Here is a 24,953-nt window from a genome sequence, read left to right as displayed (position 1 = left end):
CCATTGCGGCCCCGGCCCGTCCTGCGGGGGCTGGCCCTGCTGCCGGTCATCGCGCTGGCCGGGGCCGGGCCCGTGGCGGCGCAGGACCTGCAGGTCTCGCTTGGCGATCAGTCGCTGAGCGGCGCGACGATCCATCTGCTGCTGATCGTCACCGTTCTGGGGCTGGCGCCGGGCATCCTGATCATGGTGACCTGCTTTCCCTTCGTGGTGACGGTGCTGTCGATCCTGCGCCAGGCCATCGGGCTGCAGCAGTCGCCGCCGAACATGCTGATCGTCAGCCTGGCCTTGTTCCTGACCTGGTTCGTGATGGACCCGGTCTTTCAGGCGGCCTGGTCAGAGGGGGTGACGCCCTACCTCGATGGCCAGGTCGAGATCGAGGACGCGGCGCAGCGGACAATCCAGCCCTTCCGGGGCTTCATGGCAGCCCGTGTCGATCCCGATGCCTTTGCCGCGCTCGCACAATTGCGCCCCGAGACCGCAGAGCTAGACCCGGGGCCGGAGGCGCCGCTGGCGGTGCTGGTGCCCAGCTTCATGCTGTCCGAGATCGCGCGGGCCTTCCAGGTGGGATTCCTGATCTTCATGCCGTTCCTGATCATCGACCTGGTCGTCGCCGCGGTATTGATGTCGATGGGCATGATGATGGTGCCCCCGGCCGTTGTCTCGCTGCCGTTCAAGCTGGCGTTCTTCGTCATCGCGGACGGGTGGAGCCTAGTGTCGGCCAGCCTTGTGCGGAGCTATTCGTGAGCGGGTGGCCCTGGTTCTGCCTGTTGCTGTCCGCGCTGATCTGGCGCCTGCTGCCGCGATGCCTGGCCCGTGCGGGCGGCAAAGTGGCTGAGGCCTGCCGCCGGCCGGTCAGGCCTCCCAGGTCACGCGGCCGCCGCAGATCGTCAGGTTTGCCCGCGCGGTGTCGAGCGCCGCCGGGTCCATCGCCTCCAGATCGTGGGACATCACCGCCACGTCGGCCATCATGCCGGGTTTCAACATGCCCTTGCGGGTCTCGTTGAACTCCACCCAGGCATTGCCGGCGGTGTAGGAGCGCAGCGTGTCCGAAAGCGTCTGCCGCTGGCTGCGCCAGGGCGCGGGCATGTCCACCGGCGCCACCGCCGCCTTGACCGAGGGCATGACGTCGACCGGGATCACCGGCCAGTCGGTGGAAAAGATCACCGGCGTGCCGGTGGCGCGGATGTCCTGCCAGGCATAGGCCAGCGGGATCTGGTCGTCATGCAGCATCCGGCGCACCCCGTCGGGCGGGAAGAAGCCGCCAAAGGGCGCATGGCGCGGCTGGATCGAGGCGACGACGCCCAGCTGGCGGAACCGGGGCAGGTCGTCGGGATGCAGCACCTCGATATGCTCGATCCGGTGGCGGGAGTCGCGCGGGCCGTTGGCCTGTCGCGCCTTTTCGTACCCGTCCAGGGTTCGGCGCACCGCCAGGTCGCCGATGGCGTGGGTCGCGATCTGCAGGCCAAGCGCATCGGCGCGGATGCAGGCGGCGTCAAAGACCTCGGGGTCGAAGACCGCGTCGCCAATGTGGTCGGTGCCGGGATAGGGGCGCAGCATCAGGGCGGTGCCGCTTTCCACCACGCCATCCATGAACATCTTGACCCGGGCGCACCAGAGCATGTCGCCCTGCCAGCGGCGGCGCATCTCTTCGGCCTCCTCGAACCGGTCGAGGGAGTCGAAGCTCTTGAAATGGAACGGAACCTCGGTGCGGCAGAGCAGGTCGCCCTCGGCCAGAAGCGCGTCGAGCAATTCCAGCGTGTAGAAATTGCCGTCCATGTTGTGCAGCCCGGTGATGCCGTGGCTGGCGCAGTGTTTCAGCCCGGCGACAAGCGCCTTGCGGTCCAGCGCCCGCTGGGCCGAGGTCGGCGCGGGCACCGGGTCGGCGCCGGTGACCATGCCCATCAGCTCGCGCCCGCCGTAGCGGGTGCGCATCAGCACCGGGGCATAGGCGCCGGCTTCGCGCAGCTCTCCGCTGGCGAGGCCGTCGTCGCCCATCACGATCTCGGCCCCCTGATCGACCGCGCCGCCATGCAGCAGGCCGGTGAGTTCCAGCGCCCTGGTGTTGGCCCAGATCGTGTGGTGGTCGGGCGAGAAGAGGGCGAATGGCCGGTCGGGCAGCACCCGGTCCAGCGCCTGGCGCGTGGTGAGGATGCCGGGACCGAGGATCATGTAATCGGCCTGGACGGCAAAGACGATCTCGTCATCCGGGCAGGCGGCGGCCCATTCGCGGATCTTCGCGGTCAGGCGGTCCTCGCCCTGGATGCCGTGCAGGTCGAGGTATTCCAGTTCCGCCGAGCCGCCGAAAAGATGCACGTGGCTGTCGATGAATCCGGGCAGCACGGTGCCGCCGGCGGCGTCGACCCTGCGGGTGGTGGGGCCGGCGAGGGCGGCGATCTCGGCATTGCCGCCAACGGCGGTGATCGTGCCGCCGGTGATCGCCAGCGCCTCGGCCTGCGGCGCGGCGGGGTCCATCGTCAGCAGGCGGCCGCCGGTGATGATCGTGTCGGGCGTGGTCATGGCGGGGCTCCGGGTCGGGGGTGTCGGCAGGACTATCGCGGAAATCGCTGAGGCGGGGAAGGGTTCGGGCGGCGTCCTGGGCGCGGGGCGTCCGTTACCCCGGCGCCGGGCGGTTGCGCTTGAAAGCACCCCTGTCACACCCGCTCTGGGCGACTTCGCCAAGTGCCCAACCGGGGGCGAGGCAAACGCCGCCCGGCGCCAGGCCGGGCGAGGCAGGGCTGCCTTGCAACCGGGACAGCCGGGCCCGCGGGTCCGGCCGCCCCTGTCGCGTCACTTCTGAAGCTCGGTCCAGATCGCGGTATAGATCTTCTGCGCCTCGGGCGGGCAGGTCTTGGAGATCACGCCGGCGGCCTTCAGCTCGTCGGGCACGACGACTTCGGGCGCCTGGGCCATGACCGGGTCGAGATAGGCCTCGGACCCCTTGATGCCGTTCGCGTAGCGGGCGAAATTCGACAGCATCGCCGCGTTTTCCGGGTCCATGATGAAGTTCAGGAACAGCTTGGCGTTCTCGGGGTTCTGGGCGTCGGCCAGGATGGCCGCATTGTCCATCCAGACCGGGTAGCCCGTCATCGGATAGCCAAAGGCGACGGCCTCGTTCAGCAGGCGCGAGCGCAGCGAGGCGCCGTTCCAGTTCACCCCGGCGGCGAGGTCGCCCTTGGCGTATTTCTCGATATTGCCGTAATCCATCGACAGCCAGCTCTTCTTGGCCTCGACCAGCGTGTCGCGCACCTTCTTCAGGACTTCCTTGTCCATCGTGCACTGTTCGCCGCCGACGTAGTAGATGGTGGTCGACATGATATCCATCATCTCGGGCACGACGTTGATCTTGCCCTTCAGCTCGTCCGGCGGGTCGAGAAAGATCGCGGCGGTGTTGATGTCGCCGCCGTAGACGCTGGTGTTGACGGTCACGCCCACGGTGCCCCACTGCCACGGCACGGTGTAGTTGCGGCCCGGGTCGAATTCCACGTCGACCCAGGTCGGGTCCATGTTCACGAAATTCTCCATCTCGTTGGGCTTGGACTCCATCAGCAGCCCCTCGGAGATGAAGATCGGCACATAGGTGCCCGACGGCACGACGATGTCGAACCCGTGGCCGCCGGCCTTGATCTTGGCCAGCGCGGTGTCGTTGCTGTCGTAATCGGTGATCGTGACGTCGACGTCGTATTGCTTCTCGAACTTCTCGATCATCTCGGGGCTGGTGTAGTTGCCCCAGTTGTAGATGTTCAGCACGCCCTCGGCATGGGCGGCGCCCGCTGCGAGGAATGCCGCGGCGGTGGACATGAGGATCGTCCGTTTCATGGTGAAGTGCTCCCTGTTGGTTCTTGGTTGGTGAGGGTCATTTCCTGACCCGGCTCAGGAAGAAGAACGCGATGACCATGACGACCGATATGGCCAGCAGCACGGTCGAGATCGCGTTGATCTCCGGAGTGACGACCCGCCGGAGCTGCCCCAGCATGTAGGTGGGCAGCGTGTCCTGCCCCGCCGATTTGACAAATTCGGTGATGACCACGTCGTCGAGCGAAATGACGAAGGCCAGCATCGCCCCGGCGAGGATGCCGGGGAAGAGTTGTGGCAGGGTGATGCGGCGGAAGATCTGGAACGGCGTGGCATAGAGGTCCGACGCCGCCTGTTCCAGCGTGAGGTCCATCCCCTGCAGACGCGCGCGCACCGGCAAATAGGCAAAGGGGATGCAAAAGGCCGAATGCGCCAGGATCAGGTAGCCCAGCCCGGTATAGCCGGTCGACACCTTGATCATGGCAAAGAAGATCAGCAGCGCCACGGCGGTCACGATCTCGGGCACCATGAGCGGCTGGTTCACCATGGCAAAGGCCAGGGTCTGCCCCTTCCACGGCTTGGTCCGGGTGGTGGCCAGCGCGGCCAGAACGGCGGCAAAGGTCGCGATCCCCGAGGCGCAGCAGGCGATCACCAGCGACCGGATCGTCGCGGCCTGAACCTGGTCGTTGTCCCAGGCGGTGGCGTACCAGCGGAAGGAGAACCCCTCCCATATCGCGATGGAACTGCCCGCGTTGAAGGAATAGACCACCAGCAGCACGATCGGCATGTAGAGCACGGCAAAGCAGGTGATCGCCAGCGCGGTGAACCCGGTCTGCTTGCGGATGTCGAAGGTTCTAGCCATGCGCCTTCTCCCCGTCGCGGCCGACGGCGCGGACGTAGAAGATCAGCGCCACCATCACGATGGCCAGCAGGCTCAGCGACAGGGCGGCCCCCAGCGGCCAGTTGCGGCCCTGGCCGAACTGCAGTTCGATCAGGTTGCCCAGCATCAGGTTCTTGCCGCCGCCCAGTACGCGCGGGGTGACATAGGCGCCAAGGCAGGGGATGAAGACCAGGATGGACCCGGCGATGACCCCGGGCCGCACCAGCGGAAAGATCACCCGCCGCAGCACCCGCCAGCGGGTGGCGTAGAGGTCATAGGCGGCCTCGACCAGCGAGAAATCCAGCCGCTCCATCGAGGCATAGATCGGCAGGATCATCAGCGGCAGATAGACATAGACCATGCCCAGCATGATCGAGAATTCGGTGAACAGCATCTGGATCGGCTCGTCGATGATCCCGGTCCACAGCAGCAGCATGTTCACCGTGCCCTCGGCGCGGATCAGCTCCATGATGGCGAAGGTGCGGATCAGCAGGTTGGTCCAGAACGGGATCATGATCAGCAGCATCCAGAAATCCCGGCTGCGCTTGGGCCGCGTCGCGATGAAATAGGCGGTGGGAAAGCCAAAGATCAGCGCCGCCACGGTGGTCATCAGCGACAGCTTGACCGACCGCCAGAAGATCGACAGATGCGCATCGGCAAAGGACAGCTCGTCGGTAAAGAAATCCCGCTCGGCCACGACCGAGAACCAGGCATCCCACGAGAATTTCCAGACCACCCCGCCATAATCGCCCGGGGTCAGGAAGGAATAGATCAGCACGATCAGCAGCGGCCCGGATGCGGCCAGCAGCAGGATGATCATCGCCGGGGTCAGCAGCAGCAGGCGGCTGCGTCTTTCCCGGGCCGCGCGTGCGGGTGAGAGGTCATCGGCCATCGCGTCAGTCCCTCAGCACCTGGCCCACACCGGGGGCGAAGCTGACGCCCACCCTGTCGCCGGTGGCATGGGTCTGCCTGTGATGCGGGGCGTTCTGCTGCCGGATGACGAAGCGGGCGCCGCTGTCGAGCGCGACATGGTAATGCGTGTCGGTGCCGAAATAGACGATCTCGGCCAGGGTGCCGGCCATCAGCGCCTCTTCTGGCGGGACAAGCCGGGCGTGTTCCGGGCGCACCGCCAGGGTCGCCTTGCCGGGCCGGGCCTCGGCACCGGACCTGGCCCGCGTCTCGCGCCCCGAGGGCAGGCGGATGCCGGCGGTCTCGCCCTCGGTCTCCAGCAGCTCGATCTCGACGAAGTTCGTGTCGCCGATGAAATCCGCGACGAAGCGTTCGGCGGGCTGGTCGTAGATCTCGCGCGGGCTGCCGATCTGGCGGATCCGGCCGGCATTCATCACCGCGATCCGGTCCGACATGGTCAGCGCTTCCTCCTGGTCGTGGGTGACAAAGATGAAGGTGATCCCGGTTTCCGCCTGCAGGCGCTTCAGCTCCAGCTGCATGTCCTTGCGCAGCTTGAAATCCAGCGCCGACAGCGGCTCGTCCAGCAGCAGCACCTCGGGGCGCGGGGCCAGGGCGCGGGCCAGGGCGACCCGCTGCTGCTGCCCGCCCGAGATCTGGCCGGTCTGGCGGTCGGCCATCGGCGTCATGCGGACAAGCTCCAGCATGCGGGCCACCGTCTCCTTCACCTCGACCCTTGGCTTTCCCTGCATCTCAAGCCCAAAGGCGATGTTCTGCGCCACGGTCATGTGCGGAAACAGCGCGTAGGACTGGAAGACGGTGTTCACCGGCCGCTTGTGCGGGGGGCTTTCCAGCAGGCTCTTGCCCGCCAGCCTTATCGCCCCGCGCGTCGGATCGACGAATCCGGCGATGGTGCGCAGCAGGGTGGTCTTGCCGCAGCCCGATGGGCCCAGCAGGGTGAAGAACTCGTTTTCGCGGATCGTGACGGACACGTCGTCGAGGGCATGGAAGGCGCTTTTGCCCTCTCCGTAAATTTTGGTGACACCTTCGATTTCGATCATCCGCGCGTGGTCTCCATCCAGTTTTCGGCCCCATGGCCGCAGAAAACGCAGCCGCTTGCAAACCCTCGTTGGGGTGGGGCCGGTTTTCCGATGGTCAAATTCTGCTGGTGCCGAAAGCCTGCGCATCGCCGGCGGATCGGTCAAGAGGGCAGTGGTCTGGGGGCTGGACACCGGACGGGATCTGACCGACCAATCGGCACACCCGATTGCAGGAGCCGCCGATGAGCCCCGAGACCGAGACCACCACCCATTCCGCCGAGGACGATCCCCGCAACGCGGATATCCTGATCTATGTCGACGGCGCGCTGAAGCATCGCGACGACGCCAAGGTCAGCGTCTACGACAGCGGCTTCATGCTGGGCGACGGGATGTGGGAGGGGATGCGCCTCTACAACGGCAAATGGGCGTTCCTCGACGATCATCTGGACCGGCTCTACGAAAGCTGCAAGGCGGTGGCGCTGGACATCGGCATGACCCGCGACCAGCTGGTCGCCGCGCTGGAAATGACGCGCGAGGCGAATGCGATGCACCATGACGTGCACTGCCGCCTGATGGTCACCCGCGGCGTCAAGGTGCGGCCGTTCCAGCACCCCTCGCTCAGCCGTTCGGGCCCGACGGTGGTGATCATCATGGAACATTCCAAACCCGTCGATACGCTGCAGTCCCGTGGCATCCGGCTGGCGACCGTGCCGCAGGTGCGCGGCCTGCCGATGAGCCAGGATGCCAAGTACAACAGCCATTCCAAGCTGAATTGCGTGATCGCCTGCATCCAGGCCGAACAGGCCGGGGCGGACGAAGGGCTGATGCTCGACCCGCATGGTTTCGTGAACACCACCAACGCCTGCAACTTCTTCATCGTGCGCAGGGGCGAGGTCTGGACCAGCACGGGCGACTACTGCATGAACGGCGTCACCCGGCGCAAGGTGATCGAGCTCTGCCGCGCCGATGGCATCCCGGTGTTCGAAAGGAACTATTCGCTGGTCGAAGCCTATGGCGCCGACGAGGCCTTCCTTACCGGCACCTTCGGCGCGCAGACCCCGGTGGCCGAGATCGACGGCCGCACCATTGGCACCGAGGGCGGGCGCGGCCCGGTCTTCCGCCGCATCCGCGAGCTCTACAAGGGCTTGGTAGACAAGGACACCGCATGACAGACCGTTACGCCCCCCTGCGCGAGATCGCCCGCACCCTGGGTGTCGATGCCGTGGCTTTGGTGCCCGGGTCGAATTTCACCCGGATCATGGGCCATGCCTTTCTGTCGTTCGAGCGCCCGCTGCTGGTCGTGGTGCCGGTCGAAGGGCCGCCCGCCGCCATCGTGCCGAACCTTGAACTCGCCTCGTGGGACGAGGTCGGCTTCGAGGGAGAGACCTTCGACTGGCGCGACCAGACCGGCCATGCCCCGGCATTTGCCGCGCTGGCGGCGCATATGCCGCTGCGCAGCCTGGCGGTCGAGGGGCAGGTGATGCGCGTCTTTGTCCATCATGCGCTGGTCCAGGCCATGCCGGGGCTGCGCGTGGTGGACGCCGAGCGCGAGATCTCGGGCCTGCGGCTGTGCAAGACCCCGGACGAGATCGCCGCGCTGGAACAGGCGATCCGCATTTCCGAGGCCGCGCTGGAAGAGGTCCTGCAGGATCTCAAGGCGGGCCAGAGCGAAAAGGACGTCGAACGCCGCCTGGTGCAGGCGATGTTCGGCCACGGGGCCGAGGCGCTGGCCTTTACCCCGATCGTCGCCGCCGGGGCCAATTCGGCCCAGCCCCATGCCAGCGCCCGGGCGGATTACGCGATCCGGCCCGGCGATGCGCTGCTGTTCGATTTCGGCGCGGTCTACGGCGGGCTGACAGCGGATATCACCCGCACCGTCTTTGTGGGCCACGCCCCGGACGAGGCGCAGCAGGTCTATGCCACGGTGCTGGCCGCCAACCGCAAGGGGCACGAGGTCGCCGGGCCCGGCGTCTCGGCCCATGACGTGGACGATGCGGTGACCGGCGTGCTGGAGGCATCGCCCTTTGCCGAGTACATCCGCACCAAGACCGGCCACGGCCTGGGGCGCGAGGTGCACGAAGCGCCCTATATCATGCGCGGCAACCACCAGCTGCTGCAGCCCGGCATGGTCTTCACCGACGAGCCGGGCCTGTACCTGCTGGGCCGCGTCGGGGTGCGGATCGAGGATGACATCCTGATCACCGGGGATGGCTGCCGTTCGCTCACCACCTTTCCCAAAGAGCTGCGGATCGTCGGCTAGGCTCCTGGCCCTCTAGTATTCGATCACGCCCCGGCTCCCGCCCGCGGCGGTGATCACGTCGCCATTGATCGCCGAGGACAGCGGCGAGGCGAGGAAGGCCACGATATGGGCGATGTCCTCGGCGGTCGGCAGCTCGCCATTCAGTACGCCGGCCAGCAGGGGCTGTTCCACCGTGGCGCGGTCGGTGCCCTGCTGCGCGGCGCGCCGGTCCAGCATCTCGTCCACCTTTTCGGTCCGGGTCATGCCCGGGTGGATGACCGAGGTGGTCACGCCGGTGCCCGCCAGGTCCTGCGCCAGGTTCTTGCTCATCGCCTGAACGCCCACGTTCCGGATCGACCCGGCGATATTCCCCGGCCGCCGCGCCCCCATGCCGCTGATCGAGATCACGCGCCCCCAGCCCTGCGCCGTCATATGGGGCAGGGCGGCGCGGGCCACCCGCAGGTAGCCCATCACCTTGGTGTTCATGTGCCGCATCAGATGCTCTTCGGTGATCTCCAGCGCCGAGGGCGGTTTCGCCTGGCCCGAGGGTTCGGCGGCGCAGTTGACCACGATGTCGATGCCGCCGAGCGTCTCGCTCACGTGCCGGCCCATTGCCGCCACCGATGCGTCGTCGCTTGTGTCCGCCGGGCTGGCGATGGCGCGCACGCCATAGGTGGCGGCGATCTGCTGCGCCGCGGCCTCGGCGGCGGCGCGGTCGCGTCCGACGATGGCGATATCGACGCCCTCGGCCGCCAGCGCCTTGGCGGCGGCCAGCCCGATGCCCCGGCTGCCGCCGGTCACCACGGCGATCTTGCCCTTCAGTTGCAGGTCCATGTCATCCTCCCTTGCAGCCCGCGCGCCGGGTGCGGCGCTATTCCAGTGCCTCGCGCAGCGAACGGGCCACGCTGGGCCGGTTGCGCAGGTCGAGAGACGACAGCAGGTCCAGCAGGTGGCTTTTCATCAGCTCTTCGGCGGCCGGGCCGTCATTGGCGGCAAAGGCGTCGATCAGCGCGTGGTGTGCATTGCTTTCGCACAGGGCGGTGCGTCTTTGCCAGTAAAGCGCGATGATCAGCGAGGATCTGGCGACCAGCTGCGAGACGAAGTCGAAGATCGTGGCCTGATCGGCGATGCGCGCGATTTCGACATGGAACTGGCCCGAGAGGTAGAGCGCGCGGGCCGGTTCCTCCTGCGCCAGGGCGGCGTGTTCCTCGGCCAGGTGGGCCCGCAGTGTGGCGACATCCCCGGGTCCGGCACGTTCGGCGGCGGACCGGGCGGTGCGGGGTTCCAGCAGGGCGCGGGCCTCGAACACCTCGCGCGCCTCGCGCACGGTGGGCTGGGCGACATAGGCGCCCCGGTTGCGGCGCAGGTCGACCAGCCGCTGATGCGCCAGCTGCTGCAGGGCGGCGCGCACGACGGTGCGGCTGACGCCGTAGACCTCGCCCACCTCGTCCTCGGACAGCTTGGCGCCCGGGGCCAGCCGGTGTTCGTGGATCGCCAGGGCCATGGCCTGGGCGATGCGCGTGCTGGCCGGATCGGCCCTGTCTGGGCTTTCGAACATACCACCCCCCGGTCTTTCAACTTGTCCGGATCGTGAAAGAACACCCGCCGGGCGGCAAGGCGGAACGCGGTGCCAGCCGCCGCCCGGTATCGTCAACGATATTGTATACAGAATTGTTCCAAATATTGGGCGGCGTGCACCGGGGGCCGCCCGAGTTCTGGGCATCTGTCGTTCCGCCCTGCCGGCGGGGCGGAATTTCCTGCGGTGCGCGGGGCGAGTCGGCCAACCTCGCCCGCAGGGAACGCACGAGGGACACATGCGATCAGGGGCCGATCTCGAATTGGTGCATCTGACCAAGCGCTACGGCACGGCGCTGGCGGTCAATGACATCAACCACGTCTTCACCAATGGCACCTACGTCTGCCTGCTGGGCCCATCGGGCTGCGGAAAGTCGTCGACGCTGCGGATGATCGCCGGGCATGAAAGCGTGAGCGAGGGGCAGATCGTGCTGGACGGGCACGATATTTCCTACCTCCCGCCCGCCAAGCGCGGCACCGCCATGATGTTTCAGAGCTACGCCCTGTTCCCGCACCTGTCGGTCAGGGACAACGTGGCCTTCTCGCTCAAGATGAAGGGCGAGGACAAGGCGACGCGCCACAGGAAGGCCGACGAGATGCTGGAGCTGGTGGACATGGGCCACCTCTCTGCCCGCCTGCCCGCCCAGCTGTCCGGTGGTCAGCAGCAGCGGGTCGCGCTGGCCCGCGCGCTGGTCACCAACCCCCGTGTCCTGCTGCTGGACGAACCGCTTTCGGCGCTCGACCCCTTTCTGCGGATCCGGGTGCGGGCCGAGCTGAAGCGCCTGCAGCGCGAGCTGGGGATCACCTTCATCCACGTCACCCACGGCCAGGACGAGGCGCTGGCCCTGGCGGACGAGATGGTGGTGATGAACAACGCCGTGATCGAACAGGCCGGCCCCGCGCGCGAGGTGTTCACCGCGCCGCGCACCGAATTCGTCGCCCGCTTCATGGGCGGGCACAACATCATCACTCTGGGCGATGCCAGCTACGCCCTGCGCGCGGACGAGGTGCGCCTGGCGCCCCAGGGCCATGCCGCCACCGTGCGCACGGTCGAATATCAGGGGAACCATGTGGCCGTGACCTCGGCCATGGGCGAGGCCGAGGTGCTGGCCCTGATCCCCGACCACGACTTTTTCAAGGACCCGAAGAACCCCGGCGACGCCGTGTCGCTGGCATGGGACGAAGGGCGGCTGCACCGCCTCCAGGCCTGACCACCCCGAACATACGATAGGGAGACAAGACCATGAGCAAGATGAGATGGAGCCGCCGTTCGGTGCTGAGGGCCGGGGGCGCGGCGGTTGCCGCATCGACCCTGCCCGCGCCGATGATCTGGGCGCAAGAGACCAAGAACATCACCCTGCGCCAGTTCGGCACCGGCGTGTCGAACCTGAACGACGTGGCCAAGAAGGTGAAGGAAGACCTGGGCTTCACGCTTGAGATGACGGCGCTGGATTCCGACAGCGTGACGCAGCGCGCGGCGACCCAGCCCGACAGTTTCGACATCGCGGATATCGAATACTGGATCTGCAAGAAGGTCTGGCCGACCGGCAACCTGCAGGCGATGGATACCAGCAAGATCGCCAATTACGACAAGATCGTCGGCATCTTCCGTGACGGCAAGCTGACGCCCGACAGCACGATTGCTCAGGGCACCGCGCCCCATACCGTGGGCTTTGTCGACGGCCCGGATGGCAAGTCCTTTGCCGCCTCCGAAACGGGCTGGATGACCCTGATCCCGACGATCTACAATGCCGATACGCTGGGGATCCGCCCCGACCTGATCGGCCGCCCCATCGAAAGCTGGACCGAGCTGCTGAACCCCGAATTCAAGGGCAAGGCCTCGATCCTCGACATCTCGTCGATCGGCATCATGGACATGGCGATGGTCTGCGAGGCCATGGGCGAGATCCAGTATGGCGACAAGGGCAACATGACCAGGGACGAGATCGACAAGACCTTTGCGATCTTCACCGAGGCCAAGCGCGCAGGCCAGTTCCGCGCCTTCTGGAAGACCTTCGATGAAAGCGTCAACCTGATGGCAAGCGGCGAGGTGGTGATCCAGTCGATGTGGTCGCCCGCCATCACGGCGGTGAAATCGCGCGGCATCGACTGTGTCTACCAGCCGCTGAAAGAGGGCTACCGCTCCTGGGGCGGCGGCATCGGCCTGTCGAAGTCGCTGTCGGGCATGGAGCTGGACGCGGCCTACGAGTACATCAACTGGTATCTCTCGGGCTGGGTCGGCGGCTATCTGATGCGCCAGGGCTATTACTCGGCCGTGCCCGAGACCTCCAAGGAATTCATGTCCCCGAACGAATGGGGCTACTGGTTCGAGGGCAAGGAAGCCACCGACGTCATCACCTCGCCCACCGGCGACACCCTGGCCCAGGCGGGCGAGACCCGCGACGGCGGATCGTTCTACGACCGCATGGGCGCGGTCGCCTGCTGGAACGCGGTGATGGACGAGAACCAGTACATGGTCCGCAAGTGGAACGAGTTCATCGCGGCCTGATCCCCGCCGGGCCCGGCGCGCCATGCAGGACATTGCCAGCGGCGGCGTCCTGCATCCGGCGACCGGCCCGGCCCGACATGGGGCCAACTGCCCCGTCCCGTTGGCCGCCCTCCCGGCGGCCGACGGTCCCACCCCCGAGAGTTTTCCGGCCAGATGACGGGCATCGCGCCCCGCATCCGGCCCGCGCCCAAGGTAGGCCCCGATGACCGACACCCTGGCCCAGGCCGCGCCCCAGGCGCCCGCCACGCCACCCCGCAAGGGCGGCGCGCTGAAGAACCGGCATGTGCTGGGCTGGCTGCAGGCGGCGCCGCTGACCTTCGTGCTGATCGCCTTCCTCGTGGCGCCGATCGTGATGATCGTCATCGTCAGCTTCTGGCAGGCGACCGAGTTCTCGATCATCCCCGCCTTTTCGCTGGAGAATTACGAATTCCTCTTCGGCTCGCCGGTCACCTACCGGGTGTTCCTGGCGACGTTCAAATACGCGCTGATCACCTGGGCGCTGACGCTCGTCATCGGGTTCACCGTGGCCTATTACCTGGCTTTCCACATCCGGTCTCAGTCGATCCAGATCGCGCTGTTCCTGGTCTGCACGATCCCGTTCTGGACCTCGAACATCATCCGGATGATCAGCTGGATCCCCTTCCTGGGCCGCAACGGCATCGCGAACCAGACCCTGATCTCGTGGGGTGTGATCGACGAGCCGCTGGAATGGCTGCTCTATTCCGATTTTTCGGTGATCCTGGCCTTTGTGCATCTTTACACGCTGTTCATGGTGGTCCCGATCTTCAACACCATGATGCGGATCGACAAATCCCTGCTGGAGGCCGCCCGCGACGGGGGCGCCAACGGCTATCAGACGCTGGTGAACGTGGTGATCCCGCTGACCAAGCCGGGCATCATGATCGGCACCATCTTCGTGGTGACGCTGGTGATGGGCGATTTCATCACCGTGCGCTTCATGAGCGGGTCGCAGCGGGCCAATGTGGGGCGTCTGATCTCGAACGACATCGGGCTGCTGCAATACCCCTCGGCCGCGGCGACGGCGGTGGTGCTGCTGTGCACGGTGCTCATCGTGATCGGGATCCTGCTGCGCTTCGTCAACATCCGCAAGGAGCTCTGAGATGGAACGCCGGCCGCGCAGCTTCTATATTCTGACCGTCTTTTTCGCGCTCTTCGTGCTGTTCCTCTACGGGCCCACGCTGACCATCGGCATCCTGTCCTTCCAGGGCGAGGGCGGGGGGCTGACCTTCCCGATGCGGGGCGTGTCGCTGCATTGGTTCCGCGACCTGTTCCAGGAGCAGGCCGTGGGCGACATCTGGGGCGCCTTCCGCCGCAGCTTTGCCCTGGGCCTCATGGTGATGGTCACCACGGTGGTCGTATCGGTCATGGCGGGGCTGGCCTTTCGCAAGCGGTTCGCGGGGTCGGGGCTGTTGTTCTATCTCGCCATCACCTCGCTGGTGATCCCGTCGATCCTGGTTTCGCTGGGGGTGGGGCTGATCTTCACCCAGCTGGGGCTGAAAATTCACTGGGCGACCTCGGGCTTCGGCTCGCAGCTGACATGGACCCTGCCCTTTGGCCTGCTGATCATGTTCGCGGTCTTCAACCGGTTCGATGCCAGCTATGAAGAGGCCGCCCGCGATCAGGGCGCCACCGCGTGGCAGACCATCGCGCAGGTGGTGCTGCCGATCATCGCGCCCTCGCTGATCGGGGTGGCGCTGTTCGGCTTCACGCTCAGCTATGACGAATTCGCGCGGACCCTGCTGACGGCGGGCAGCTACAACACGCTGCCGCTGGAAGTCTTCGGCATGACGACAAACGTGACCACGCCGGTGATCTATGCGCTTGGCACGCTGACGACGCTGTTTTCCTTTGTCATCATCGGGGTGTTCCTGTTTGCCGTCTGGGTGATGGGCAAACGCCGGGCGCGGGCCGGATCGGACGCCGGGAAAGGGGTCTGAACAGGGCCTTCGCCGCGGCCCGAGTTCCGGGCCCGGGCCCGCTGTCAGGCGAAGGTCGCGGCCTTTTCCCAGGCCTTGACCGCGCTGCCCGACAGCACCGTGCGGACATAGGCGACCTTGTCGGGCGTGTAATGCCCGGCCTCGTCCAGCAGGTTCATCGTGCCGACCAGTCGCCCCCCGACGATCAGCGGCTGGTTCACCACCGAGGCGCAGCCCAGCGAATGGATCAGCAGGTGATCGCCAAAGACCTGGGCGATCTCTTCGATCGTGTTGGCGACAAATGTGTCCTGCCGGCCCATGACCGTGTCGAACCAGGGGTTCATCTCGAAGGGTTTGGTCCCCGAGGTCGGATATTGCGCCGGGTGGCTGGTATAGGCGCGGCGCGCGACCTGTTCGCCGGGGTCCAGCTCCATGATGGTGAACAGCCGGGCCCCCACGGTGGCGCGGGCCAGGGCGCAGAGCGCATCCCAGACGGCATCGGGCGACTCTGCCGTGGCGAGGGCGGTGTCGAAATCGGCAAAGGCGTGGGCGGACATCCGGTGCTCCTTCAGGCGATGCGGGCAGGCTAGCAGGCGCGCGAGGGGCGCGCCACCGCATCCGGTCTGGACATTGGCTGCCGGGGCAACGCAGCATCGCGCCAACCGTTCCTGAAGGAGCCCGCCATGACCTTGCACCGCCTGTCCGCCTTGCCCGAAACCGTCAGCTGGGGCCGCTTCTGGTCGGGGCTGGAGCCGGTGCTGGAGGTCGACCCGGGCGACACGGTGGAAATCCAGTGCTTCAGCGGCAACCGGGCCGTCTGGCCGCCCGAAGGGTCGGGTATGACCGTCGCGCCCGAACTGGCGGCGATCTGCGACGCCGATGTGAAGGGGCAGTTCGGCCACCTGCTGACCGGCCCGGTGGCGATCCGGGGCGCGATGCCGGGCGATGTGCTTGAGGTCAGGATCGACCGGGTCGAGATGGGGTCGGACTGGGGCTACAACCTGGTGCGGCCGCTGTCGGGCACGCTGCCGGGCGAATTCCCGACCTCGCTTGCGGCGCTGACGCATATCCCGGTGGACCGGGCGGCCCGCACCGCGCGCCTGCCCTGGGGGGCCGAACTGCCGCTCGACCCGTTCTTCGGCGTGATGGGCATCGCCCCGCCGCCGGAATATGGCGAGGTCACCTCGCGCGAGCCACGGGTCTTTGGCGGCAACCTGGATTGCAAGCTGCTGACCCAGGGCGCGACGCTCTACCTGCCGGTGCAGGCCGAGGGGGCGCTGTTCTCTTGCGGGGACGGGCACGGCTGCCAGGGCGATGGCGAGGTCTGCCTGACCGCGCTGGAAATGGCGCTGACCGGCACCTTCACCTTTGTCCTGCACAAGGCCGGGACACTTGATATCGCCTATCCCCGGGCCGAGACCGAGGCGGCGCTGATTTCCTTCGGGTTCCATGCCGATCTGGACGACGCCATGCGCATCGCCCTGCGCGAGATGATCGCCATCCTGGTGGAACGGCTGGGCATCACCCCGACCGAGGCCTATCAGTTCTGTTCTCTGGCTGTGGATTTCGCGGTGACCCAGACGGTCAACAGCGAGAAGGGCGTGCATGGCATCCTGAAGAAGGCGCTGCTGCCCGCAAGGTAAGGGGGGCGCATCGCGGCGCCCCCGGTCGGATCAGTCGGCGAGAGAGCTTTCGTCCTCGCGCTGCATCTTGCTCTTGACCATCCGGCCGAAGATCAGCGGCAGGATGAAGCCCACGGCGGCAATGGCCCAGAGCGTCAGCGCCAGCGGGCTGTCCACCAGCGTCCACCAGTCGCCGTCCGAGATGGTCACCGCGCGGCGCAGGTTGCTCTCCATCGCGTTGCCCAGCAGGGTGCCCAGGATCACCGGCACCAGCGGCACGTCGAACTTGCGCAGCAGCCAGCCCAGCACGCCAAAGCCGACCATGACCATCAGGTCGAAGCTGGACCCCGAGATGCCGTAGATCCCGACGAAACTGACCATGGCCACCACCGGCATCAGCACGCGCGGCGGCACCAGCAGCACCCGGGTGAACAGGCCCACCATCGGGATGTTCATCGCCAGCAGCATGAAGTTGGCGATGAACAGCGCCGCGATCAGGCCCCAGACCACATCGGGGTTCTGCGAAAACAGCAGCGGCCCCGGGGTGATGTTCAGCGACAGCAGCACCGCCAGCAGCACCGCGGTGGTGCCCGATCCCGGCACGCCGAGCGCCAGCATCGGCACCAGCGCCCCGCCCGCGGCGGCGTTGTTGCCCGCCTCGGGCGCCGCGACGCCGCGCGGGTCGCCCTTGCCAAAGGTGTTGTCCTTGTCGACCAGCTTCTTTTCCAGCGAATACGAGATGAAAGAGCCGAGCGAGGCCCCGGCCCCCGGAAGCACCCCGGCCAGGAAGCCGAGGACCGAGGTGCGCAGCATGGTGGGCGTGCAGCTGCGGATCAGCGACCAAGACGGGGTCAGCCGCCCGATCACCATCTTCTTGCCCTGCGCATCGGCATTGCCGTGACGGTGTTCGAGGAAGACAAAGACCTCGGACAGGGCAAAGAGGCCGACGATGGCGACAAGGAAGTCGAGCCCGTCGTACAGGTGCACCTCGCCGAAGGTGAAGCGCGGCACGCCGGTCTGGCTGTCGACGCCGATCATCGCAAGGCCCAGGCCCAGCATCGCGGCAAAGGCCGATTTCGCCTGGTTGGTCGAAGAGACGCCGCCCAGCGTGGCAAAGGCCAGCGCGAAGAGGGCGAAATATTCCGCCGGACCGAAGAGCAGGGCGATCTTGACCAGCTGCGGGGCCAGCAGGATCAACCCCCAGGTGGCGAGGAAGGCCCCGACGAAGGAGGCGATGCCCGACAGGGCCAGCGCCTCGCCCGCGCGTCCGGCCTGCGCCATGGGATAGCCGTCCAGGCAGGTCATCATCGCCGGTTCGTCGCCGGGGATGTTCAGCAGGATCGACGAAATCCGCCCGCCGTACATCGCGCCGTAATAGACCGAGGTCAGCAGGATCAGCGCCGCCGTCGCGTCCAGGCCCAGGGTAAAGGCCAGCGGGATCAGGATCGCCACGCCGTTTGACGGGCCGAGGCCGGGCAGGGCGCCCATGATCGTGCCCAGGAAACAGCCCAGCAGGGCCAGCAGCAGGTTCTGCCAGGTCAGGGCGATGGCGAAACCGTCGCCGAGGGATGCAAGTGTGTCCATGATCCGCTCCTCAGAAACCCAGCGGGCCGCGGGCCAGCGACAGGCCCAGAACCAGGTGGAAGACGACGTAGATGCCGACCGATGTGCCCACGCCCGTCAGCACGGTGCCCACAAGGCCCGAGCCGAGGCGCCAGGTCAGGTAGGCGGCGGCAAGGGCGGTGGCGATGACAAAGCCGATTTCCGGAAGCAACTGGGCATAGAGGATCATCACCACGGCGGCGGCGGCGATCTCGGCCAGGCGGCCCAGGGTGGGCCATTCCGGTTCCGCATCGGGGCGCAGGATGATGGCGATCGAGGCCAGCGCCAGGATCGCGGCGATGATGATGGGGAACGTCTTGGGCCCGACGGCGTCCGAGAGGAAGCTTTCCTCGATCAGAAGCGCGGCCCAGATATAGCCGGCGGCCAGCAGCAGGCCGACGACGCCGAAGATGCGGTCGCTCATGGTGTCCTCCCTTGGATGCGGCCCGGGCTTGCGAGGCGGTGCCGCGAACGAGTGACGGCGGGCAAGGGGATGCCCGCCGCCTGCACCCGGGGGTGCCTACTTGATGATGCCGATGTCCTTCGAGATCGACTGGATCTGCGCGACCGAGTCGGCCACGAATTTCTGGAAGTCGGCGCCCTGCAGGTCCAGCGGGGCCAGGCCGTTGTTGGCCATGATCGCCTTCCATTCGTCCGAGGCATAGAGGTCGGCGATCTTGGACACCCAGGCGTCATAGGCCGCATCGCTCATGCCGCCGGGGGCGTAGAAGCCGCGCCAGTTGGCGCCGATGGCGTCGACTCCCTGTTCCCGTGCGGTCGGGAAGCTGGCGAATTCGCCGTCCAGCCGCTCGGGCGCCAGCACGGCAATCACGCGGATGTCGCCCGAGTCGACAAAGCCCTTGGCCTCGGAGATGTCGCCGGTGAAGGCCTGGACCGACCCGGCCAGCAGCTGGGTCACCGCCTCGCCGCCGCCGTCGAAGGCGATGTATTTCACCTTGCGCACGTCCTCGATGCCATAGGCATTGGCGGCGATCAGCACCTTCAGGTGATCCCATCCGCCCACGGCCGACCCGCCTGCGATGGAGACCGAGCGCGGGTCGTCCTTGATCATGTCCAGCAGTTCGGTCAGCGACTGCACCGGGCTGTCCTTGGCGACGGCGATCACACCGTAATCCGCCCCGATCGAGGCCAGCCAGCGGACCTGGTCCATCGTGTTGCCCGGAAAGGCGCCCTGCGCCAGCCGGGTCGCGGTGGCAGACGAGGCCGCGACGATCAGGTCGTTGTCGTCGTTGCGCTTGTTCACCACCTCGGCATAGGCCACGCCACCGCCGCCACCGGCAAGGTTGACGACCTGCATGGTCTTGTCGATCAGGCCCAGGTCCTGCAGCGACTTGCCGACCTGGCGGCATGTGAAGTCCCAGCCGCCGCCCGGGTTGGCGGGCGCGATGCATTCCGGGTTCTCGGGGGTGAAGCCCTGCGCCGAGGCGCCGAATGCCGACAGGCCAAGGAAGGCCGCGGCAAGGGTCAGGCGGGTTGCCTTGAATGTCATGAATATCTCTCCTCCGGTTGTCTTCGCCTTCCGGTCCGGGCGCAGCCCAGGGGGCCCGCCGGACGGAGTGCTGGCCCCTGTTAGCGGTTGAACCTGTCATTAACCTGTCACAGGCTGTGCGAACCGCGTTTTGGCGCGCGTCCTCGGGCGCGGCACAGGGGAGGAGCCCGGGATGCGTTTGTTGCTGGTCGAGGACACCGCCGACCTGGCCGAGGCCGTCGCCATCCGCCTGGGCCGCAGCGGCATCGCCTGCGACACCGCCGGGTCGGTTGCCGAGGCGCAGGCCCACCTTGCCGTACAGGCCTATGACGTCATCTTGCTGGACATCGACCTGCCCGACGGCACCGGCACCGGCCTGCTGCGCAAGCTGCGCGCCGGGGGGCTGCGCACGCCGGTGCTGATGCTGACCGCGCTGTTTTCGGTCGACGACCGGGTCACGGCGCTGAACCTCGGTGCTGACGACTATCTGGTGAAACCCTTCGACCAGCGCGAGCTTGAGGCGCGGATCCGCGCCCTCTACCGCCGCGAGCAGTCCCAGAAGGGCGAAGAGATCCGCCTGGGCGTGCTGGCGCTGGACCCGGCGGCGCAGACCGTCACGCTGGACGGCGCGGCGCTGCAGATGACCCGGCGCGAGATGACGCTGCTGGAGCTGCTGATGCGCAACCCCGGGCGGGTGATGAGTAAGGAGCGGCTGTTCGAAGGACTCTATTCCTTTGACGATGCCGATGTCGGGCTGAACGCGGTGGAGCTCTACATCGCGCGTCTGCGCAAGAAGCTGTCCGGCAGCGGCGTGCGGATCGAGACGCAGCGCGGCCTGGGCTACAGGCTGGATGCCGATGGCTGAGGCCGGGACCCTGCGCGCGCCCTCGCTGACCGGGCGGATCGCGGTGGCCGTGGCGGTGCTGCTGCTGGCGGGCGGGGTCATCGTCTCGGTCGCGGCCTTCGCCTATGGCCGGCAGGCCGCGCAGGAGGCCTATGACCGGCTGCTGGTGGGCGCCGCCAACGACATCGCCGCCTCGATTTCCGCCGGGCAGAACGGGCTGGAGGTCGCGGTGCCCGTCTCGGCCTTCCAGTTGCTGGGGCTGGCGGCGAACGACCGGGTCGCCTACCGGGTGCTCGATACCCGGGGCGAGGTGCTGACCGGATATGACGACCTGCCCGAGCCGCCGCGCCGGCCGCTGGGCGGGGTGGTGTTCTACGACGCGGATTTCCTGGGCGAACCGGCACGCTATGCCGCTGTCACCCGCCGCTTTGCCGAGCGCGATCTTTCGGGCACGGTCGAGGTGATCGTGGGCCAGACCTTGCTGGCCCGCCGGGCCTTTGCCTTCGACATCACCCGCCGGGCGCTGCTGGTGCTGGCCGGGGTCGGCATCGCGATGGTGATGCTGGCGGCGGTGGTGGTACGCACCGCCCTTGGCCCGCTGGACCGGCTGGAGCAGGCCATCGCCGCGCGCGACCCGCACGACCTGACCCCGGTGGATACCGATGTCCCGCGCGAGGCGCAGGCGATGGTGCGGGCGCTGAACGGTTTCATGGGGCGGATCGACCAGCAGCTGGCCTCGATGCGGAACCTGATTTCGGACGCGGCGCACCAGCTGCGCACCCCGGTTGCCGCGCTCAGGGCGCAGGCCGACCTGGCCGCCGGAGAACCCGATCCCGACCGCCGCGACGCCATCGTCGCCCGGATCCACAGCCGCACCAAGGACCTGGGCCACCTGCTGGACCAGATGCTGGCGCGTGCCCTGGTGATCCACCGGGCCGAAAGCGCGCGCCGTGAGCTGGTCGACCTGCGCGACATCGCGCTGGAGGTGGCCGAGGCCGGGGACCATGCGCTGATCTCTCCGGGGGTCGAGGTCGCGCTGCAGGTGGGCGAAAGCCCGGTGCCCGCGCTGGCCGATGCCTTGTCGCTGTCCGAGGCGGTGAAGAATCTGCTGAACAACGCGGTGCGGCACGGTCAGTCGCCGGTGCGCATCGGCGCGGGGGTCGAGGCGGGCCGCGCCTGCATCTGGGTCGTGGACAGCGGCGCGGGGCCGGATGCGGCGCTGATGGCCCAGCTTGGCGCCCGGTTCGCGGGCGAGAGCGCGCGCGGCGGCGGCAGCGGGCTGGGCCTGTCGATCGCCGCCGCCGTCGCCCGCGCCTGCCACGGAGAGCTGCGGCTGGACCGCGGGGCCGAGGGCTTTCGCGCGGCGATCCTGCTGCCCCTGGCACCGGAGGCGGTATCGTGAGCGCGCGGGCCCGCCTGCTGCGCCTTGCGGCGGCGCTGGTCCTTGCGGGCTGCACGGCCCCCGCTGCCCTGGCGCAGGAGGTGCGGGAATCCTTCGGCCCTGCCGATGCGCCCGTGCGACTGTCCATCCGCTCCACCACCGATATTGCGGCCTTCGGCCCGGTGATCCGGGCCTTCCTGCAGCGCCGCCCCGGGCTGGCGGTGGATTACGAGCAATGGGGATCGAACGACCTGTTCGACCTCAGCCAGACCGATTGCCGGGGCGGCGGGCGCGCCGCCGATGCGGTGATCTCTTCCGGCGTGCAGCAGATGGTCAAGCTGGTGAACGACGCCTGCGCCGCGCCCTATCGCTCGACCTTCACGGCGGCCCTGCCCGATGCGCAGCGCTGGCGGGACGAGCTCTGGGGCATTTCGCGCGAACCGGCGGTGATCGTCTACAACCGCACGCTGGTGCCGCCCGCCGAGGTGCCGCGCACCCGGTTCGACCTGCTGGATCTGCTGCGCCCGCAGGCCACCCGCTATGCCGGGCGGGTTGCGACCTATGACATCGAAAGCTCGGGGCTCGGCTACCTCTTTGCCTTTGCCGACGCGCAGGAGGCGACGACCTTCGGCGCGCTGATGGAGGCCCTGGGCCGCACCGGGGCTGTCGCGACCTGCTGTTCCGCCGAAATCATCGCCGGCGTGGCCGAGGGGCGATACCTGCTGGCCTATAATGTCCTCGGCTCCTATGCCCGGGCGGCGGCGCAGGCCGACGGGCGCATCGGGATCGTCCTGCCCAATGACTATACCCTGGTGCTGTCGCGCGCCCTGATGATCCCGCGCGGCGCGGCGCATCCGGGCGAGGCGGCAGAGTTCCTCGACTTTCTGCTGTCGCCCCCGGGGCGCGAGGCGCTGTCGCAGGTGCTGCTGGTCAGCCCGCTGACCGGCAAGGAAAGCGGCGAGGACGGGGCCGCCCTGTCGGAAACCGCACTGCGCCCGATCAGCCTGACCCCGGCCCTGATCGTAGCATTGGACCGGCAGGCGCGCGCGGCCTTCATCGAACTGTGGCGCAAGAGTTTTCCGGCCGAATAGCCGGAAGGGGCCTGAACCGGGCGGGGGTGAGTCGCGGCCGGGTCTCTTCGATTTGCGCAAGCTTTGAGCAGCAGGTCGGCACAATTGCGCGCGTCCGCCCCGCGCGGGGCGATTTGGTGCGAAAAGCGGCGAAGAGCCGCCAACTTTTACAACAATATCAGGCAGAAAACCGCGTCGCCGCGTCGCGGCAATTGCGCCCGCGCAAGCCGGTGCTAAATCTCCGCAAGGCTGGCTGATGGGGCCGCTGTCAAAGGGTTTGGTTCTTGTTGAATCGGAAAATCGTACCGATGAATTCGGTTCGGCCGCGCGCGGTCGGCCGCCGTCAGGCGTTGCGCCTGCTATCTGCCACCACAATGCTGTCGACCCTCGGAATGACCGGGCTGCCGCTCAGGGCGCAGAGCGATGCGCCGGCGTTTTCCTTCGATATGCTCAGCGAGCAGATGCGACAGCGCAGCAAGGCGCCGCAACCCGCGCCCGAAGAGGTCGAGGGGTTCCTGGCCGGGCTGGACTATGACGGCTATCAGCGTATCCGCTTCCGCCCCGAGATGGCGCGCTGGCGCGATGTGGGCGGGCTGTTCCAGGTGCACGCCTTCCACATGGGCTGGCTCTACAAGGAGCCGGTGCGGATCTACGAGGTGGTCGACGGCGCCGCGCGCGAGATGACCTTTACCACCGCCGATTTCGAATATCACGGCCCGCTCAAGGACCAGGTGCCCGCCGATACGCCGATGCCGGGCGTGGCCGGGTTCCGCCTGAACACGCCGCTGAACAGCGCCGACCGGTTCGACGAGGTCGTGGCCTTCCTCGGGGCCAGCTACTTCCGCGCCCTGGGGCGGGGCAATTTCTACGGGCTCAGCGCCCGGGGCCTGGCGGTGAACACCGGCCTTTCGGGGGCCGAGGAATTTCCCCGTTTCAGCGCCTTCTATCTGGAACGGCCCGCGCCGGGGGCGACCAGCGTCGTCCTTTATGCCGCGCTGGACAGCAAGTCGGTCACCGGGGCCTTCCGCTTTGTCGTGACGCCGGGCCAGGACACGGTGATGGACGTGACGGCGCGGCTCTACTTCCGGGCGGATATCGAACAGCTGGGCGTCGCGCCGCTGACCTCGATGTACCTGTTCGGCGAAAACGATCCGGGCGAATTCGACGATTACCGCCCGCAGGTGCACGACAGCGAGGCGCTGATCCTGCGTTCGCACACCGGCGAGGTCTTTTACCGTCCGCTGAACAACCCGCCGAAACTGGCAAGCTCCTACCTTGGCAGTCAGAGCCCGCGCGGGTTCGGCCTGATGCAGCGCGACCGGGAGTTCGACAATTACCTCGACGCCCAGGCCCATTACGAAAAACGCCCCTCGCTGATGGTCGAGCCGCGCGGGGACTGGGGCCGGGGCTCTGTCCGGCTGGTCGAAATCCCGTCGGACCTGGAGGGCAATGACAATATCGTCGCCTTCTGGGTGCCCGAGGCGCCGGTGCGCGCGGGCGAGACGATGGAGGTGTCCTACCGTCTGCACTGGGGCGACCTGCCGCCCGATGCGGGTGAGGATATTGCCCATGTTCTACGCACCCGCACCGGAGAAGGCGGAATTTCAGGCGTTTCGGACAAGGCGGATCGGCGAAAATTCGTCGTCGACTTCGCTGGCGGTCTTTTGGGGGAACTTTCTGCGGATGCGAAGGTTTCGCCGTCGATCACCGTGAGCCGGGGCGAGGTCGCAGAGGCGGTCCTGTCCAAAATTGCGGGGACGAAAGTCTGGCGCCTTGTGGCCGAGATTTCCGCTCCTGCCGGTTCCATTGTCGAAATCCGTGCCGGTGTCTCGGGCTATGGGCGAAACCTGACCGAGAGCTGGCTGTACCAGTGGATCAAGGAATGAGCGCTGAACAACAGATCTCTGCTCGACACCACAATGCGAGCGCCATCGAGGGGCCGCATTGGGAACCCCCGTCCGCCCCGCTCGACATGCCGACGCAGGTGCTGGAGGCCCAGAACCGCTGGGTCGACGCTGTCCTGCACTGGCTGAGCGCGCCGATGCTGCGCCTGCGCGGCTGACCCCG

24 protein-coding genes are annotated in these 24,953 nt (G+C 67.4%); 13 read left to right on the top strand and 11 right to left on the bottom strand.

Annotated elements, in window-relative coordinates; all coding sequences use genetic code 11:
• Positions 1 to 3 precede the first annotated feature (3 nt).
• Positions 4 to 744 (top strand): flagellar type III secretion system pore protein FliP, encoded by a 741-nt coding sequence (gene fliP, locus GLS40_RS01085; RefSeq protein ID WP_202075746.1) that lies wholly within the window; start codon positions 4 to 6, stop codon positions 742 to 744.
• A 108-nt stretch (positions 745 to 852) separates the two neighbouring features.
• Here fliP and GLS40_RS01080 read toward each other — a convergent pair whose 3' ends face one another.
• The 5 genes from GLS40_RS01080 to GLS40_RS01060 all read right to left on the bottom strand — a co-directional run bounded on the left by GLS40_RS01080 (position 853) and on the right by GLS40_RS01060 (position 6,639).
• Positions 853 to 2,517 (bottom strand): amidohydrolase, encoded by a 1,665-nt coding sequence (locus GLS40_RS01080; RefSeq protein ID WP_160380753.1) that lies wholly within the window; start codon positions 2,515 to 2,517, stop codon positions 853 to 855.
• 270 nt (positions 2,518 to 2,787) lie between these two features.
• Entirely contained in the window at positions 2,788 to 3,816 is a 1,029-nt protein-coding gene (locus GLS40_RS01075; RefSeq protein ID WP_160380752.1) for an extracellular solute-binding protein, read from the bottom strand.
• A 37-nt stretch (positions 3,817 to 3,853) separates the two neighbouring features.
• Positions 3,854 to 4,654 carry an ABC transporter permease gene (locus GLS40_RS01070; RefSeq protein WP_160380751.1) on the bottom strand — a complete coding sequence of 267 codons (801 nt, stop codon included), beginning with the start codon at positions 4,652 to 4,654 and terminating at the stop codon, positions 3,854 to 3,856.
• Positions 4,647 to 5,564, bottom strand: coding sequence for an ABC transporter permease (locus GLS40_RS01065; protein ID WP_160380750.1), 918 nt, complete (start codon positions 5,562 to 5,564; stop codon positions 4,647 to 4,649). The genes GLS40_RS01070 and GLS40_RS01065 overlap by 8 nt, the downstream gene beginning before the upstream one ends.
• 4 nt (positions 5,565 to 5,568) lie before the next feature.
• Positions 5,569 to 6,639, bottom strand: coding sequence for an ABC transporter ATP-binding protein (locus GLS40_RS01060; RefSeq protein ID WP_160380749.1), 1,071 nt, complete (start codon positions 6,637 to 6,639; stop codon positions 5,569 to 5,571).
• Between the two features lie 221 nt (positions 6,640 to 6,860).
• Between GLS40_RS01060 and GLS40_RS01055 the strand changes: the two genes are divergently transcribed.
• Together GLS40_RS01055 and GLS40_RS01050 are read left to right on the top strand one after the other, a co-directional pair.
• The gene (locus GLS40_RS01055) at positions 6,861 to 7,787 is read left to right on the top strand and encodes an aminotransferase class IV (protein WP_160380748.1); all 927 of its coding nucleotides are present in this window, start codon (positions 6,861 to 6,863) and stop codon (positions 7,785 to 7,787) included.
• Positions 7,784 to 8,878 (top strand): M24 family metallopeptidase, encoded by a 1,095-nt coding sequence (locus tag GLS40_RS01050; protein ID WP_160380747.1) that lies wholly within the window; start codon positions 7,784 to 7,786, stop codon positions 8,876 to 8,878. Before GLS40_RS01055 ends, GLS40_RS01050 begins: the two co-directional genes overlap by 4 nt.
• Before the next feature lie 12 nt (positions 8,879 to 8,890).
• Here GLS40_RS01050 and GLS40_RS01045 read toward each other — a convergent pair whose 3' ends face one another.
• Positions 8,891 to 9,691 (bottom strand): SDR family NAD(P)-dependent oxidoreductase, encoded by an 801-nt coding sequence (locus GLS40_RS01045; RefSeq protein WP_160380746.1) that lies wholly within the window; start codon positions 9,689 to 9,691, stop codon positions 8,891 to 8,893.
• A gap of 37 nt (positions 9,692 to 9,728) precedes the next feature.
• Entirely contained in the window at positions 9,729 to 10,415 is a 687-nt protein-coding gene (locus GLS40_RS01040; protein WP_160380745.1) for a GntR family transcriptional regulator, read from the bottom strand.
• 256 nt (positions 10,416 to 10,671) lie between these two features.
• Here GLS40_RS01040 and GLS40_RS01035 point away from each other — a divergent pair, with 256 nt between their 5' ends.
• The 4 genes from GLS40_RS01035 to GLS40_RS01020 all read left to right on the top strand — a co-directional run bounded on the left by GLS40_RS01035 (position 10,672) and on the right by GLS40_RS01020 (position 14,899).
• Positions 10,672 to 11,643: an ABC transporter ATP-binding protein gene (locus tag GLS40_RS01035; protein ID WP_160380744.1), complete on the top strand. Its 972-nt coding sequence runs from the start codon at positions 10,672 to 10,674 to the stop codon at positions 11,641 to 11,643.
• A 32-nt stretch (positions 11,644 to 11,675) separates the two neighbouring features.
• A complete protein-coding gene (locus tag GLS40_RS01030) occupies positions 11,676 to 12,941 on the top strand; it encodes an ABC transporter substrate-binding protein (protein WP_160380743.1) in 1,266 nt (421 codons plus the stop codon).
• Between the two features lie 202 nt (positions 12,942 to 13,143).
• Complete coding sequence (locus tag GLS40_RS01025) at positions 13,144 to 14,061, top strand: ABC transporter permease (RefSeq protein WP_160380742.1); 918 nt, start codon at positions 13,144 to 13,146, stop codon at positions 14,059 to 14,061.
• 1 nt (position 14,062) lies between these two features.
• Positions 14,063 to 14,899, top strand: a complete 837-nt coding sequence (locus tag GLS40_RS01020; RefSeq protein WP_160380741.1) for an ABC transporter permease — start codon at positions 14,063 to 14,065, stop codon at positions 14,897 to 14,899.
• 44 nt (positions 14,900 to 14,943) lie between these two features.
• On the opposite strand, the gene GLS40_RS01015 is transcribed toward GLS40_RS01020, so the two are convergent.
• The gene (locus GLS40_RS01015) at positions 14,944 to 15,435 is read right to left on the bottom strand and encodes a GAF domain-containing protein (RefSeq protein WP_160380740.1); all 492 of its coding nucleotides are present in this window, start codon (positions 15,433 to 15,435) and stop codon (positions 14,944 to 14,946) included.
• Positions 15,436 to 15,561: 126 nt separating this feature from the next.
• Here GLS40_RS01015 and GLS40_RS01010 point away from each other — a divergent pair, with 126 nt between their 5' ends.
• The gene (locus tag GLS40_RS01010; RefSeq protein ID WP_160380739.1) at positions 15,562 to 16,521 is read left to right on the top strand and encodes an acetamidase/formamidase family protein; all 960 of its coding nucleotides are present in this window, start codon (positions 15,562 to 15,564) and stop codon (positions 16,519 to 16,521) included.
• Positions 16,522 to 16,551: 30 nt separating this feature from the next.
• Here GLS40_RS01010 and GLS40_RS01005 read toward each other — a convergent pair whose 3' ends face one another.
• The 3 genes from GLS40_RS01005 to GLS40_RS00995 form a co-directional block, all read right to left on the bottom strand.
• Positions 16,552 to 18,084: a tripartite tricarboxylate transporter permease gene (locus tag GLS40_RS01005; protein ID WP_160380738.1), complete on the bottom strand. Its 1,533-nt coding sequence runs from the start codon at positions 18,082 to 18,084 to the stop codon at positions 16,552 to 16,554.
• 10 nt (positions 18,085 to 18,094) lie between these two features.
• A complete protein-coding gene (locus tag GLS40_RS01000; RefSeq protein WP_160380737.1) occupies positions 18,095 to 18,526 on the bottom strand; it encodes a tripartite tricarboxylate transporter TctB family protein in 432 nt (143 codons plus the stop codon).
• A 96-nt stretch (positions 18,527 to 18,622) separates the two neighbouring features.
• Positions 18,623 to 19,612 (bottom strand): Bug family tripartite tricarboxylate transporter substrate binding protein, encoded by a 990-nt coding sequence (locus GLS40_RS00995; RefSeq protein WP_160380736.1) that lies wholly within the window; start codon positions 19,610 to 19,612, stop codon positions 18,623 to 18,625.
• A 172-nt stretch (positions 19,613 to 19,784) separates the two neighbouring features.
• Here GLS40_RS00995 and GLS40_RS00990 point away from each other — a divergent pair, with 172 nt between their 5' ends.
• The 5 genes from GLS40_RS00990 to GLS40_RS00970 all read left to right on the top strand — a co-directional run bounded on the left by GLS40_RS00990 (position 19,785) and on the right by GLS40_RS00970 (position 24,948).
• Positions 19,785 to 20,456 (top strand): response regulator transcription factor, encoded by a 672-nt coding sequence (locus GLS40_RS00990; protein ID WP_160380735.1) that lies wholly within the window; start codon positions 19,785 to 19,787, stop codon positions 20,454 to 20,456.
• A complete protein-coding gene (locus GLS40_RS00985; protein WP_160380734.1) occupies positions 20,449 to 21,837 on the top strand; it encodes a sensor histidine kinase in 1,389 nt (462 codons plus the stop codon). The genes GLS40_RS00990 and GLS40_RS00985 overlap by 8 nt, the downstream gene beginning before the upstream one ends.
• Positions 21,834 to 22,907, top strand: coding sequence for an ABC transporter substrate-binding protein (locus tag GLS40_RS00980; RefSeq protein ID WP_328598860.1), 1,074 nt, complete (start codon positions 21,834 to 21,836; stop codon positions 22,905 to 22,907). The genes GLS40_RS00985 and GLS40_RS00980 overlap by 4 nt, the downstream gene beginning before the upstream one ends.
• A gap of 287 nt (positions 22,908 to 23,194) precedes the next feature.
• The gene (locus tag GLS40_RS00975; RefSeq protein WP_160380733.1) at positions 23,195 to 24,772 is read left to right on the top strand and encodes a glucan biosynthesis protein; all 1,578 of its coding nucleotides are present in this window, start codon (positions 23,195 to 23,197) and stop codon (positions 24,770 to 24,772) included.
• The gene (locus tag GLS40_RS00970) at positions 24,769 to 24,948 is read left to right on the top strand and encodes a hypothetical protein (protein ID WP_160380732.1); all 180 of its coding nucleotides are present in this window, start codon (positions 24,769 to 24,771) and stop codon (positions 24,946 to 24,948) included. The genes GLS40_RS00975 and GLS40_RS00970 overlap by 4 nt, the downstream gene beginning before the upstream one ends.
• Positions 24,949 to 24,953: the final 5 nt, after the last annotated feature.

Source organism: Pseudooceanicola pacificus (assembly GCF_009789075.1).
GTDB lineage: Bacteria > Pseudomonadota > Alphaproteobacteria > Rhodobacterales > Rhodobacteraceae > Pseudooceanicola > Pseudooceanicola pacificus.
Note: the sequence above shows the minus strand (reverse complement) of the source record. Positions and strands in the feature narration are given on the sequence as shown.